Source organism: Streptomyces sp. NBC_01016, from assembly GCF_026341035.1.
Taxonomy (GTDB): domain Bacteria; phylum Actinomycetota; class Actinomycetes; order Streptomycetales; family Streptomycetaceae; genus Streptomyces.
Genome location: NZ_JAPEOQ010000001.1, coordinates 2,321,427 through 2,334,896 on the forward strand (window position 1 = coordinate 2,321,427; position 13,470 = coordinate 2,334,896).

Annotated in this window: 12 protein-coding genes and 1 riboswitch; of the genes, 3 read left to right on the forward strand and 9 right to left on the reverse strand. The window is 68.9% G+C overall.

Annotated elements, in window-relative coordinates:
- Positions 1-64 precede the first annotated feature (64 nt).
- Both OG746_RS10940 and OG746_RS10945 read left to right on the forward strand, forming a co-directional pair.
- The gene (locus OG746_RS10940; protein ID WP_524540395.1) at positions 65-1,222 is read left to right on the forward strand and encodes a terpene synthase family protein; all 1,158 of its coding nucleotides are present in this window, start codon (positions 65-67) and stop codon (positions 1,220-1,222) included.
- Complete coding sequence (locus OG746_RS10945) at positions 1,219-2,604, forward strand: cytochrome P450 (protein WP_266713915.1); 1,386 nt, start codon at positions 1,219-1,221, stop codon at positions 2,602-2,604. The genes OG746_RS10940 and OG746_RS10945 overlap by 4 nt, the downstream gene beginning before the upstream one ends.
- 17 nt (positions 2,605-2,621) lie before the next feature.
- Here the strand turns inward: OG746_RS10945 and OG746_RS10950 are convergent, their stop codons facing one another.
- A complete protein-coding gene (locus OG746_RS10950) occupies positions 2,622-3,584 on the reverse strand; it encodes a helix-turn-helix domain-containing protein (RefSeq protein ID WP_266713917.1) in 963 nt (320 codons plus the stop codon).
- 94 nt (positions 3,585-3,678) lie between these two features.
- On the opposite strand from OG746_RS10950, the gene OG746_RS10955 reads away from it, so the two are divergent.
- Entirely contained in the window at positions 3,679-3,843 is a 165-nt protein-coding gene (locus OG746_RS10955) for a hypothetical protein (RefSeq protein WP_266713919.1), read from the forward strand.
- Here OG746_RS10955 and OG746_RS10960 read toward each other — a convergent pair.
- The 8 genes from OG746_RS10960 to OG746_RS10995 all read right to left on the reverse strand — a co-directional run bounded on the left by OG746_RS10960 (position 3,825) and on the right by OG746_RS10995 (position 13,447).
- Positions 3,825-4,655 (reverse strand): class I SAM-dependent methyltransferase, encoded by an 831-nt coding sequence (locus OG746_RS10960; protein WP_266713921.1) that lies wholly within the window; start codon positions 4,653-4,655, stop codon positions 3,825-3,827. The genes OG746_RS10955 and OG746_RS10960 overlap by 19 nt on opposite strands.
- Before the next feature lie 113 nt (positions 4,656-4,768).
- Positions 4,769-5,815 (reverse strand): ribonucleotide-diphosphate reductase subunit beta, encoded by a 1,047-nt coding sequence (locus OG746_RS10965; protein ID WP_266713922.1) that lies wholly within the window; start codon positions 5,813-5,815, stop codon positions 4,769-4,771.
- Positions 5,806-8,157 carry a ribonucleoside-diphosphate reductase subunit alpha gene (locus tag OG746_RS10970; RefSeq protein WP_266713924.1) on the reverse strand — a complete coding sequence of 784 codons (2,352 nt, stop codon included), beginning with the start codon at positions 8,155-8,157 and terminating at the stop codon, positions 5,806-5,808. The genes OG746_RS10965 and OG746_RS10970 overlap by 10 nt, the downstream gene beginning before the upstream one ends.
- A gap of 127 nt (positions 8,158-8,284) precedes the next feature.
- A riboswitch (cobalamin riboswitch) is annotated at positions 8,285-8,415 on the reverse strand.
- A 63-nt stretch (positions 8,416-8,478) separates the two neighbouring features.
- Positions 8,479-8,991, reverse strand: a complete 513-nt coding sequence (locus OG746_RS10975) for a GNAT family N-acetyltransferase (protein ID WP_266713926.1) — start codon at positions 8,989-8,991, stop codon at positions 8,479-8,481.
- Positions 8,992-9,094: 103 nt separating this feature from the next.
- Positions 9,095-10,723: a monocarboxylate uptake permease MctP gene (gene mctP, locus OG746_RS10980; protein WP_266713928.1), complete on the reverse strand. Its 1,629-nt coding sequence runs from the start codon at positions 10,721-10,723 to the stop codon at positions 9,095-9,097.
- A complete protein-coding gene (locus OG746_RS10985) occupies positions 10,720-10,986 on the reverse strand; it encodes a DUF3311 domain-containing protein (RefSeq protein ID WP_266713930.1) in 267 nt (88 codons plus the stop codon). Before OG746_RS10985 ends, mctP begins: the two co-directional genes overlap by 4 nt.
- 126 nt (positions 10,987-11,112) lie before the next feature.
- Complete coding sequence (locus tag OG746_RS10990; protein WP_266713932.1) at positions 11,113-11,316, reverse strand: YbdD/YjiX family protein; 204 nt, start codon at positions 11,314-11,316, stop codon at positions 11,113-11,115.
- Entirely contained in the window at positions 11,285-13,447 is a 2,163-nt protein-coding gene (locus OG746_RS10995) for a carbon starvation CstA family protein (RefSeq protein ID WP_524540396.1), read from the reverse strand. The genes OG746_RS10990 and OG746_RS10995 overlap by 32 nt, the downstream gene beginning before the upstream one ends.
- Positions 13,448-13,470 lie beyond the last annotated feature (23 nt).

Below are 13,470 nucleotides of genomic sequence, written 5' to 3' on the forward strand. Positions count from 1 at the left end.
CGACGGCGCGCGACCGGTACAGCGGGAGGGGCGCGCGCTGCAGGCCACAGAGAGGGGTTACTACGTGCCTGCTTTCTCACATACGTCGGTTCCGGCGGCTGTGGCGCTTCCGGTGATCGAGAGTCGGTTTCCTCGCCGACTGCACCCGTATTGGCCGAAGCTCCAAGGAAGGACCCGGTCCTGGCTCCTGGAAATGGAGCTGATGCCGCCCGACAAGGTGGCGAAATATGCCGACGGCTTGTGCTATTCGGACCTCGTCGCCGGCTACTACCTCGGCGCCCCCGATGAACTGCTCGCGACGATCAGCGACTACAGCGCGTGGTTCTTCGCCTGGGACGACCGGCACGACCGGGACGTGATCCACGGTCGCGCGGAAGCCTGGGGCCGGCTCGTCGCCCAGTTACACGCGGCGACCGAGGCGCCCGAGCTCCATCTCGACCATGCGGATCCGCTGGTCGCGGGGTTCGCCGACTGTCTCCAGCGGTTCTACGGCTCGCTGAGCCACACCTGGAACGTGCGGTTCGCCCGCCATTTCCACCCGGTGATCGACGCGTACGACGAGGAGTTCAGGAACCGGACGACGGGCACCGTGCCCGGCGTCGACGCGTACATAGAGTTGCGCCGGCAGACCTTCGCGCACTGGATTTGGATAGACCTGCTCGAGGCGACGGCGCAGTACGAACTCCCGGCGTGGGTACGGAAAACGCCGGCGTTCATGCGCGCGGCACTTTCCGTCCAGGATTTCTCCGCCTGGTACAACGACCTGTGTTCGCTCCCCAAGGAACTCGCGGGAAACGAATTCCACAACCTCGGGATAAGCCTCATCGAGCACGAGGGGCTTTCCGTCCCCGAAGCCGCCGCGGAAGTGCGGCGCCGAGTCCTCGTATGCGTCGACGATTTCCTTGAGGCGGAAATCGAGGTCGGGAACATCGCGGACGGCGTCGCGACGCTCGGAGAAAAAGGAAAAGACCTCTCCGTGGCCATGAGGTCATGTCTGGAGAACATGCGGAACTGGTTCAGTTCCGTCTACTGGTTCCACCACGAATCGGGCCGCTATCAGGTCGACGACTGGGAGGACCGCAGCAACCCGCCGTACGTCAGCGACGAGCCGGTCGGTGCCGACGGCGTGTCCGGCGCGGGCCGCATCCCGAGGCAGGCTCCCCACCGGATCCCGGACCGGACCCCCGACCGGATCCCCGAACAGGCAGGTGAGTGCGCATGACCGTGGAATCCACGCTGCCGGCCCCGGCGCCCGGCCAGGCGGGAGCGTCGCTCCCGCCGCTCGCACCCGGCGGTGCGCCGCTGCTCGGCCACGCCCCGCAGATGCTCCGTGACCCGCTGGCCTTCCTGACCCGGCTGCGGGACGGCGGCGACGTGGTCCGGCTGCGGCTCGGCCCCAAGACGGTCTTCGCGGCCTGCGACCCCGTCCTGGTCGAGAAGCTCCTCAAGAGCCCGGACTTCATCGTCGGCGGCGCGTTGTGGGACGCCCTCGAGGTGCTCCTCGGCGAGGGCGTGGCGAGCAGCAACGGGCAGAAGCACCGGCGCCAGCGCCGTGCCATCCAGCCCGCGTTCCGGGCCGATCGGATCGCCGACTACGCCTCGTTGATGGCAGAGGAGGCGCAGGCCGCGGCCGACCGCTGGCAGGACGGGCAGACCGTCGACATCAACGCCGAGATGTTCCGCCTGTCGGCCCGGATCACGGCCCGCGCCATGCTGCACATCGACGCGGAGGACGACCGCTCGGACCGCCTCGGCGAGACGATGGGCACGGTCTTCGTCGGCATGTACCGGCGGATGATCCTGTCCTTCGGACCGCTGTACCGGCTGCCCCTGCCGGCCAATCGGCGTTTCGAGCGCGCGATGGCCGAATTGCACCGCATGGTCGACGAGATCATCGTCGAGCGAAGGGCTCAGGCGGCCGAGGGAATCGACACCGGAGACCTTCTCGCGGCATTGCTCGACGCGCACGACGACGACGGTGAAGCGGTCACCGACCAAGAGATCCACGATCAGGTTTTGGCCCTCCTGTTGGCCGGCGGCGAGAATGTCTCCAAGACGCTGGCTTGGACGCTCGGACTCCTCGCCGAACACCCGGACCATGAAAGCCGGTTGTACGAAGAGGTTGAATCGGTGACGGGTGGCGTCAGGCAGGTGGCTTTCGGCGACCTCGGGAAACTCGCATATATGCGGAATCTCCTTGCCGAGTCGATGCGCATTCGCCCCAGCGTGTGGATATTCACGCGCATATCGGCGGTCGATACGACGCTCGGTGGGTATCGCATTCCGGCCGGGACGGACATCGTCTACAGCCCGTACGCGATGCAGCACGACCCGCGCTCGTTCGACGACGTGAACGTCTTTGACCCCGACCGATGGCTGCCGGAGCGCGTCACGGACGTCGCGAAGGTGGCACACCAGCCGTTCGGCACAGGCAACCGCAAGTGCCCCGGCGATCACTTCAGTATGGTCGGGCTCGGCCTCATCCTGGGCACCTTGGTGTCGCGGTGGCGATTCGAGACGGTCCCCGAGACGGAGTCGACGGCGAAGCTGGGCATCACCATCGGCCCCAAGAACGGGAACCTGCGGGTGTGGGCCCGTGGCTGACCGCCGGTGACCGGAGCCTAGGAGGCGAGCTTCACCCGGAAGGTCCTTCGGAAGGCGTTGGGGGTCGTCCCCAACGCCTTCATGAACTGATGGCGCATCGCCGCCGCGTTGCCGAACCCGGCGCGCGCGGCGATCGCGTCCACCGTCTCGTCCGTGCCCTCCAGCAACTCCTGGGCGAACAGGACGCGTTGGCGCAGCAGCCAGCGGTACGGCGTCGTGCCGGTCTCCTGCTGGAAGCGTCGCGCGAACGTGCGCGGCGACATGTGCGCCCGCGCCGCCAGCTCCTCCACGGTCACCGGCTCTCCCAGATGCCGCTCCATCCACGCCAGCACCCCGCCCACGGTGTCGCAGCGCGTCGCCGGCAGCGGGCGCTCCACGTACTGGGCCTGGCCGCCGTCGCGGTGCGGCGGGACGACCATGCGGCGGGCGATCGTGTTGGCCACCTCGGAGCCGTGCTCCTTGCGGACGATGTGGAGGCAGGCGTCGATGCCCGCGGCCGTCCCGGCGGAGGTGATGACCGGGCCCTCGTCGACGTACAGCACGTCGGGGTCGACGCGGGTGCGCGGGAAGCGGACGGCGAGCTCGCGCGCGTACCGCCAGTGGACCGCGCACCGGCGGCCGTCGAGCAGTCCGGCCTCGCCGAGGACGAACACCCCCGCGCAGAGGCTGAGCACGCGCGCGCCCCGGTCGACCGCCTGTCGCAGCGCGTCGAGCAGTTCCGGCGGGTACTGGCCGAACCGCCGCCCCTCCGAGGGGATCGTGATGAGGTCGGCCTCCGCGAGCCGTTCGAGGCCGTGCGGGGTGGAGACCGTCATGCCGGGCACGTGCGTGGTGAGTGAGGGCCCCTCGGTGGAGACGGCCGCGAAGTCGTACACGGGCAGCCCGGCGTCGCTCCGGTCGAGGCCGAACACCTCGCACACGACGCCGAGTTCAAAGGGATGCACGCCGTCCAGCAGCACGGCGGCCACGTTTTTCAGCATGTCTGCCAGTGTGCCGCAGACGTGGCAGTAATTCGAGGGTTGCTGACGGTCCTGCCACTGCCGCGCGGTCGCCGCCGGGCGGAGAGTAGAGGACATGAACACAGCGATGAACTACTTCGCAGTCCTCTTCGTCTTCCTCCTCCTGGCCGCCCCGTCCCTGTACGGCATGGCCCACGACCGCCGCATCGACCGTCAACTCCGTGCCGCCGCCGCACGGAACGCAGGCGAGCGCCACTCCCGCTACGAGCGTGCGGCCTGACCCGGCCGCCGCCCGAAGGCCAGCAGGTGCGAGCTCGCGACGAGCAGCTCAGGATGCTCCTCGGCCATCCGGGCCGCCGCCAGCGCCGACGTGAACAGGTCGGATTCCCTCTGTACTTGGCGGCCCGTGGCGGTCTCCGCAGCCTTCAGGAGAGCGTCACCGGGCCCCTCCACCCCGTACAGCCGGGTGCCGATGACCCCGGCGTCCCGCACCTCCGCCGCCAGGTCCTCGGCGCGATGGAAATAGGCGAACGTGAACTCCCGCCCCTCGTTCCTTCCGGTCGCCAGGACCCGCCCCGACCGCTCCTCCCGCCCGTCGAGATGCAGCCGCCCGTGCGCGGCGTGGTCGAACAGCGCCGCGTACCGCTGGATCCCGGCGGCCACGACAAGCCCGCCAGGGCGCACGACCCGCAGCGCCTCGACCAACACCCGCTCCCTGTCGGCCCGTTCGGTCAGGTGGTACAGCGGCCCGAGCAGCAGCACCACGTCGTACGAAGAGTCCGGCGCGCTCAGGTCGCGGGCGTCGCCCAGCTCGACCGTGCACCCGGCGTCCGCCGCCTCCCGTACGTGCCGTTCCACGGGGTCGACGAGATGGACGCGGTACCCGTCCTCGACCAGCCAGCGCGCGTGCACGCCCGGGCCGCCGCCCACGTCGAGCACGGAAGCCGGGGCGGCGGGCAGATGGCGTCTCAACAGCTCTTGTGTACGTACGAGTTCGAGCACGCCGGCGCCGGAGGCGCCGAGCCGTGCGTGCTCGTCGAAGTGGGTGGAGTAGTAGGTGAGGACCTCGTCTGCGACCTGGGGTGCTGTCATGCCCCGAAAGTCTGACGAAGGGGCGGTGCGCGGCGCATCTCAATTAGTGCCGCCCACCGCCCCGTTGGAGCCGAACCCGTCAGGGGGCCTGCCCCGTCATACGGGTGGACCCGTCAGAAGTCCTCGTCGAAGCCGACCGAGCCCTCGACCGCGACCTGGTACGCCGAAGGGCGCCGCTCGAAGAAGTTGGTCAGTTCCTGGACGCCCTGGAGCTCCATGAACGAGAACGGGTTCTCCGAGCCGTAGATCGGCGCGAAGCCGAGGCGCTGCAGGCGCTGGTCGGCGACGCACTCCAGGTACTGCCGCATCGAGTCGGTGTTCATGCCCGGCAGACCCTCGCCGCACAGGTCACGGCTGAACTGCAGCTCGGCCTCGACGGCTTCCTTGAGCATGTCGGTGACCTGCTGCTGCAACTCGTCGTCGAAGAGCTCCGGCTCCTCCTTGCGGACCGTGTCCACCACGTCGAAGGCGAAGCTCATGTGCATCGTCTCGTCGCGGAAGACCCAGTTGGTGCCGGTGGCGAGGCCGTGCAGCAGGCCGCGCGAGCGGAACCAGTAGACGTAGGCGAAGGCGCCGTAGAAGAAGAGGCCCTCGATGCACGCCGCGAAGCAGATCAGGTTGAGGAGGAAGCGGCGGCGGTCCGACTTGGTCGCCAGACGGTCGAGGCCCTCGACGGAATCCATCCAACGGAAACAGAACTCGGCCTTCTCGCGGATGGAGGGGATGTTCTCCACCGCCGCGAACGCCTCGACCCGGTCGTCCGGGTCGGGCAGATAGGTGTCGAGCAGCGTCAGATAGAACTGGACGTGCACGGCCTCCTCGAAGAGCTGACGGCTCAAGTACAGCCGCGCCTCTGGGGAGTTGATGTGCTTGTAGAGCGTGAGGACCAGGTTGTTCGCGACGATCGAGTCGCCCGTCGCGAAGAATGCGACCAGTCGGGCGATCATGTGCTGCTCACCCGGTGACAGCTTCGCGAGGTCGGCGACGTCCGAGTGGAGGTCGACCTCCTCCACCGTCCACGTGTTCTTGATGGCGTCGCGGTAGCGCTCGTAGAAGTCCGGATAGCGCATCGGCCGGAGCGTCAGCTCGAAGCCGGGGTCGAGCAGGTTCTTCTCGCCGGTCGTCGTCGTGTGCTTGTCGGCGGCGGTGGTCACTGGCATGCCTCGCAGGACTCGGGGTTTTCAAGGGAGCAGGCGACGGCCTCGGGGTCGGGCGTCGCGGTCTGTGCGGGGACGGTGCTGTTGCCCGCCGCCCGCGCGATGCGCGTCGCCGGGCGCGAGCGCAGGTAGTACGTCGTCTTCAGGCCCGACTTCCAGGCGTACGCGTACATCGAGGAGAGCTTGCCGATGGTCGGCGTCTCCATGAAGAGGTTCAGGGACTGGGCCTGGTCGAGGAACGGGGTCCGCGCCGCCGCCATGTCGATGAGGCCGCGCTGCGGGATCTCCCACGCCGTGCGGTAGAGGGCGCGGATCTCCTCCGGGACCCAGGTGAAGCCCTGCACCGAGCCGCTGGACTCGCGCAGCGCCTCGCGGGTCTTGGCGTCCCAGACGCCGAGCGCCTTCAGCTCGTCGATGAGGTACGAGTTGATCTGGAGGAACTCGCCCGACAGGGTCTCCCGCTTGAAGAGGTTGGAGACCTGCGGCTCGATGCACTCGTAGACGCCGGCGATCGAGGCGATGGTGGCCGTGGGCGCGATGGCGAGGAGGAGGGAGTTGCGCATGCCGACCGACGCGATGCGTTCCCGCAGCGCCGCCCAGCGCTCCGGCCACGTCAGCTCCACGCCGTAGTGGTCGGGGTGCAGCACGCCGCGCGCCGTACGGGTCTTCTCCCAGGCGGGAAGGGGACCGTTGCGCTCGGCCAGGTCGGCCGACGCCTCGTACGCCGCGAGCATGATGCGCTCGGAGATGCGGGTGGACAGGGCGCGGGCCTCCGCCGAGTCGAACGGCAGGCGCAGCTTGAAGAAGACGTCCTGGAGGCCCATCGCGCCCAGGCCGACCGGGCGCCAGCGGGAGTTGGAGCGGCCCGCCTGGTCGGTCGGGTAGAAGTTGATGTCGACGACGCGGTCGAGGAAGGTGACGGCCGTGCGGACCGTCTCGTCGAGCCGCTCCCAGTCGATGCCACCGTCCACGACGAAGGACCCGAGGTTCACCGACCCCAGGTTGCAGACGGCCGTCTCCCCGTCGTCCGTCACCTCCAGGATCTCCGTGCAGAGATTCGAGGAGTGGACCGTGTGGCCGGGCTCCGCCGTCTGGTTGGCGGTGCGGTTGGCGGCGTCCTTGAAGGTCAGCCAGCCGTTGCCGGTCTGCGCGAGGGTGCGCATCATGCGGCCGTACAGATCGCGGGCGGGGATGGTCCGCTGGGCCTTCCCCTCGGCCTCGGCCTTGCGGTACGCGGCGTCGAACTCCTCGCCCCACAGGTCGACGAGCTCGGGCACGTCGGCCGGGGAGAACAGCGACCACGGCTGGTCCGTGTTCACCCGGCGCATGAACTCGTCCGGGATCCAGTGCGCGAGGTTCAGGTTGTGGGTGCGGCGCGCGTCCTCACCGGTGTTGTCGCGCAGCTCGAGGAACTCCTCGATGTCGGAGTGCCAGGTCTCCAGGTAGACCGCGGCGGCGCCCTTGCGGCGGCCTCCCTGGTTCACGGCGGCGACCGAGGCGTCCAGCGTCTTCAGGAACGGGACGATGCCGTTGGAGTGCCCGTTCGTGCCGCGGATCAGCGAACCGCGGCTGCGGATGCGGGAGTACGAGAGGCCGATGCCACCCGCGTGCTTCGAGAGGCGGGCGACCTGGTGGTAGCGGTCGTAGATCGAGTCGAGCTCGTCGAGCGGGGAGTCGAGCAGGTAGCAGCTCGACATCTGGGGGTGGCGGGTGCCGGAGTTGAAGAGCGTGGGGGAGGAGGGCAGGTAGTCGAGGCGGCTCATCAGGCCGTACAGGGCGGCCACTTCGTCCAGCGCGCGGACGCTGTCGTCCTCGGCGAGTCCGCAGGCCACGCGCAGCATGAAGTGCTGCGGGGTCTCGATGACGTGCCGGGTGATCGGGTGCCGCAGCAGGTAGCGGCTGTGCAGCGTGCGCAGGCCGAAGTAGCCGAAGCGGTCGTCGCCCGCGACGTCGATCAGCGCGTCGAGGCGCGCCGCGTGCACCCGTACGAACTCGGCCGTGCGGTCCGCGATCAGGCCCTCGCGGTGGCCGACCTCGACCGACCCGGTGAAGGACGTGACGCCCTGCGAGGCGGCCTCCGCGGCGATGGAGCGGGTGAGCAGTCGGGCGGCGAGCCGGGAGTAGGCGGGGTCCTCGGAGATCAGACCGGCCGCGGCCTCGGTGGCGAGATCGCGCAGCTCGGCCTCATCGGCCCGCGCCGAACGGCCGCGCAGCGCGGCGGCCGCGATCCGGCCGGGGTCGGCGTCGGGGAGGTCGGCGGTCAGCTCGGTCAGGGTGCGCAGCAGTGCGGCACCCGGGCCGTCCTGGGGGGTGGCTGAGACCGGTTCGGCGGGCGCGATGGTCACGTGGAGGCTCTCCCTCGCTCGGCTCGAGGCCTGCGGGGAGGAGGTGGCAGCGCGGGCGCGCGAAGGCGGGCCCTCGTCCACCGGCCCCTTCCGCGAGGCCCGGACGTCGTCGACGCCCGGGCCGGTCGGCTCGGGCGTACCGTCGACAGGTCATCGGACTCACGCGGGCGTTTTTGTACGCCTACGTACACCGTTGCGGGACAGTTCCGGATTCGCACCGGATTCCCCTGTGGTGACAGCGAGAGCGAGCATACATGTTGTGTTGGGCTTTCGCTTCAGCCCCATATGTTGTGTCGGCGTTGCGCCAGGGTGCCCGTGCCTTCAGCCCGCCGAAGCCCCTGCCGACAGCCTCAACTCGTACGCCCGCAGCATCACTTCCGGGATCGGGGCCCAGTCGCGGTCCGGGATCCGGGTGAAGCCGAGGCGCTCGTAGAGGCGGTGCGAGGCGGTCGCGAGCGGCTGGGTGCACAGCACCACCGCCGACTTGCCGGCGGCGCGGGCCCGGTCGATCACGGCCCGTACGAGCGCCTCGCCGACGCCCTTCCCGCGCGCCTCGACGGCGACGGCCAGCATCCGGAACTCGGCCTCCGACGGGCGCGCCAGCTCCGCGTACGGGTGGTCGTGCGAGGAGACGTAGGTGACGCTGCCGAGGACCCGGCCGTCCGGGTCCTCGGCGACGAGCACCTCGGCCTGCCGGGCGCGTTTCTCGACGTCGCGCAGTTCGGCGGCGTACCAGTCGTCCTCGCCGAACGCGAGGAGGCCACTGCCCAGGTAGGCGCGGGCACTCAACTCGCCGAGGGCGGCGTACTCATCGGGGCGCACAGTTCTGATCACGACGCCATGGTTACGCGACCGTATGCCGTGGTCGCAACGCTTTCCGGAAAATGTGTCGGGCCCCTCCGTGTGGAGGGGCCCGACACGTCCGTGCAAGCGGTGCCTAGTGACCGGCGCCCGCGCCGACCGTGGGCAGCTCGGTCTGGACGCCCTTGTCGCCCGCGTCGGCCGTGTAGTCCTCGCGGGACGTCTCGTCGACGCCGTCCGGGGCGTTGAACGCCTTCAGGACGAAGGTTCCGACCACGGTCACGACGACGTTCAGGACGAACGCCGTGAGGCCGATGTAGCCGATCTCACCGATGCCGGGGATCTCCGCCGACGAGCCGCCGAAGTGCGCCTGCGTCGGCGACGCGACGCCGTACGCGGCGAGCGTGCCGTACAGCATGCCGACCGCCCAGCCCGCGAGCAGCGCCCACCGGTGGAACCAGCGCGTGAACAGGCCGCCCACCAGGGCCGGCATCGTCTGGAGGATCCAGATGCCGCCGAGCAGCTGGAAGTTGATCGCGACGGTCTTGTCCATGGTGAGGACGAAGGCCAGCGCGCCCACCTTCACGAGCAGCGAGACCAGCTTGGAGACCTTGGTCTCCTGCGCGGGCGTCGCGTCCGGCTTGATGAAGTCCTTGTAGATGTTGCGCGTGAACAGGTTCGCCGCGGCGATGGACATGATGGCCGCGGGGACCAGCGCGCCGATGCCGATGGCGGCGAACGCGACGCCCGTGAACCAGTCGGGGAACATGTCCTCGAACAGCTGCGGAATCGCCAACTGCCCGTTCTGCACCTTGATCCCGGCCGCGATCGCCATGAACCCGAGCAGCCCGAGCAGGCCCAGCATCAGCGAGTACAGCGGCAGGATCGTGGTGTTGCGGCGGATCACGTTGCGGCTCTTGGAGGACAGGGTCGCCGTGATCGAGTGCGGGTACATGAACAGCGCCAGGGCGGAACCGAGCGCGAGCGTCGCGTACGTCCACGTACCCGAGGAGCCCGGTGCGAGCCCCGCGACCGGTTTGCCCGCTGCTTCGTTGGCCGCGTCGAACTTGTCGTTCGCCGCCGAGAAGATGTGCTCGAACCCGCCCAGCTTGATCGGGATGTAGATGATGGCGACCGCGATCACGAGGTAGATCAGGCCGTCCTTGACGAACGCGATCAGCGCGGGCGCCCGCAGGCCCGAGGAGTACGTGTACGCGGCGAGCACGCCGAAGGCGAGCAGCAGCGGCAGGTCCTTGACGAACCAGTTGGTGTTCTCGCCGCCGCCGACGCCCATCACGTCGAGAACGGCCTGGATGCCGACCAGTTGGAGCGCGATGTACGGCATCGTGGCGAGGATGCCGGTGATCGCGACCGCGAGCGAGAGGCCCTTCGAGCCGAAGCGGCCGCGCACGAAGTCGGACGTGGTCACGTACCCGTGCTTGTGCGAGACCGACCACAGGCGCGGCAGGAAGGTGAAGATCAGCGGGTACACCAGGATCGTGTACGGCACCGCGAAGAAGCCGGAGGCGCCGGCCGCGTAGATCGCCGCGGGGACGGCGACGAAGGTGTACGCCGTGTAGAGGTCGCCGCCCAGCAGGAACCAGGTGACCCAGGTGCCGAACGAGCGGCCGCCCAGGCCCCATTCGTCGAGCGATGCTTCGTTCTCGGCCTTCCGCCAGCGCGCGGCGAGGAAGCCCATGACCGTGACGGCCACGAAGAAGATGATGAAGACGGTGAGCGCGACACCGTTGACGCCGCCGTTCACGCCTGGCCTCCAGCCGACTGAGCAGACTTACGGGCACGCTGATCGCGCTGCCACAGCTTGTACGCGGTCATCGTGAGCGCGGTCGAGATGAGCACCCAGAGCATCTGGTACCAGTAGAAGAACGGGACGCCGATGAGCGTCGGTTCGATCTTGGCGTAGGAGCTGACCCAGAGCATCGCGACGAACGGTGCGACCAGACACAGTGCAATGATCACGCGCACCGGCGTGACCACCGGTTGTTTCACTTCAGGCGCATCGGACATTCGCGGTTCCGTTCCCCTCGCTCATCAGAGATCCCACTTATCTCATGTTTAACGCCCGGGAAATCTAAGCGAGAGTCTTGATCTATGGAACCCCTGTCCGGATAACGGACCCGTTCACGGACCGCCTCAGCAGCAGCGGAACCCCTGCCGGGGATCCGATTCCTGGCGGTCCGTCCGCATGCGCTCGAAGTCGCGCCGGGACGGAACGGACGCACCCGGGTGGGTCTCCCCGAGGTGCGTCACGTACCGGTCGTACGCGCTCTCGTCCGTCAACTCGCGGACGAACCACCGCACATACCTAGCCACCCGTAGAACTGCCGACGCCGGCATCGCGCGCCTCCGCCTTCTCCTCCTGTGTCGGGACGAGCCCGGCCGGTGCCACCAGCGTGGACTCGACGTACGGCGCCTCGCTCAGCCTGGACGACTGCGGGTTCCGTACGTGCTTCACGCATACCCGCAGCGCGTCGAGGACCACCACGATGATGAGGAGGGCGAGCGCGGCCGAAAGGATGCCGTCCACCGTGGAGTTGGTGACCACGGTGTGCATGTCGTCCATGGTCTTGGCGGGCGGCAGGATCTTTCCGGCGTCGATGGCGTCCTGGTAGTTCGAGCGCTGCTGGAAGAAGCCGACGCGCGGGTCGGACGAGAACACCTTCTGCCAGCTGGCGGTCAGCGTCACGACGGTGTCCCAGACCAGCGGGATCCCGGTGATCCAGGCCCACTTGAGCCGCCCCGACTTCACGAGCAGCGTCGTGCAGACGGCGAGGGCGACGGCGGCGAGCAGCTGGTTGGAGATGCCGAAGATCGGGAAGAGCTGGTTGATCCCGCCGAGCGGCTCGTGCACGCCGACCCACAGGAAGTAGCCCCAGAGGCCGACGACTACGGCGCTGGTGAGCAGGAGCCCCGGCTTCCAGCTGATGTTCTTGAACGGCTTGTAGATGTTGCCGAGCATGTCCTGGAGCATGAAGCGGCCCACGCGCGTGCCCGCGTCGAGCGCGGTCAGGATGAACAGCGCCTCGAACATGATCGCGAAGTGGTACCAGAAGGCGCGCAGTCCGCCCCCGGTCACCTGCGAGAAGATCTCCGAGACGCCGACGGCGAGCGTCGGCGCACCGCCCGTACGGGACAGCAGGCTCGCCTCCTCGACGTTCTTCGCGGCCTGCGCGAGTTCCGCCGGCGAGATCGAGTACCCGAAGCCCGCGACGGCCTGCGACGCGGACTGCACGCTGTCGCCGATGACTCCGGCGGGCGCGTTCATCGCGAAGTAGAGCCCGGGGTCGATGATGCTCGCGGCGACGAGCGCCATCACGGCCACGGCCGACTCCATCAGCATGGAGCCGTAGCCGATCATCCGGACCTGCGTCTCCTTCTGGATCATCTTCGGTGTCGTGCCGGAGGAGATCAGCGCGTGGAAGCCGGAGAGCGCGCCGCACGCGATGGTGATGAAGACGAAGGGGAAGAGCGAGCCCGCGAAGACCGGGCCGTCGCCGCGCGAGGCGAACTCGGTGACCGGGTCCATCTTCAGCGTCGGCAGCGCGACCACGACACCGATGGCGAGCAGCGCGATGGTGCCGAGCTTCATGAACGTCGACAGATAGTCGCGCGGCGCGAGCAGCATCCACACCGGCAGGACCGAGGCGACGAACCCGTAGATCACCATCCAGATCACGAGCGTCGAGGGCGCGAGCGTGAAGGTGCCGGCCCACGAGGACTCGGCGACCCAGCGGCCCGCGATGAGCGCGATCAGCAGCAGCGCGACCCCGATGAGCGACACCTCGGACACCCGTCCGGGGCGCAGCACCCGCAGATAGAAGCCCATGAGCAGCGCGATCGGGATCGTCATCGCGATGGAGAAGGTGCCCCACGGAGACTCGGCGAGCGCGTTCACCACGACCAGGGCGAGCACCCCGAGCAGGATGATCATGATGGCGAAGGCGGCGACCAGGGCGGCGGCCCCGCCGACCAGGCCGATCTCCTCGCGCGCCATCTGCCCGAGCGAACGCCCGTCGCGCCGCGTCGAGAAGAACAGCACGACCATGTCCTGCACGGCGCCCGCGAAGATCACGCCGACGATGATCCAGATGGTGCCCGGCAGATACCCCATCTGCGCCGCGAGCACGGGCCCGACCAGCGGTCCCGCCCCCGCGATGGCCGCGAAGTGGTGCCCGAGCAGCACGCGCCGGTCGGTGGGGTGGAAGTCCATGCCGTTGCCCAGCCGCTCGGCGGGCGTGGCCCGCTTCCCGTCGACCTTCAGCACCTTGTTCGCGATGAACTTCGCGTAGAAGCGGTAGGCGATGGCGTACGTCCCGAGGGCGGCGGCCACCATCCACGCGGCGGAGACCTCCTCGCCGCGGGCGAGCGCGAGTACGGACCAGCCGGCCGCGCCCACGAGGGCGACGACGGTCCACAGGATCACGGTCTTAGGAGAAGCGGTACGCACTGGTGGGTCCTCCCCGTCCATGCGACGACGGGAGGACCGTAAGC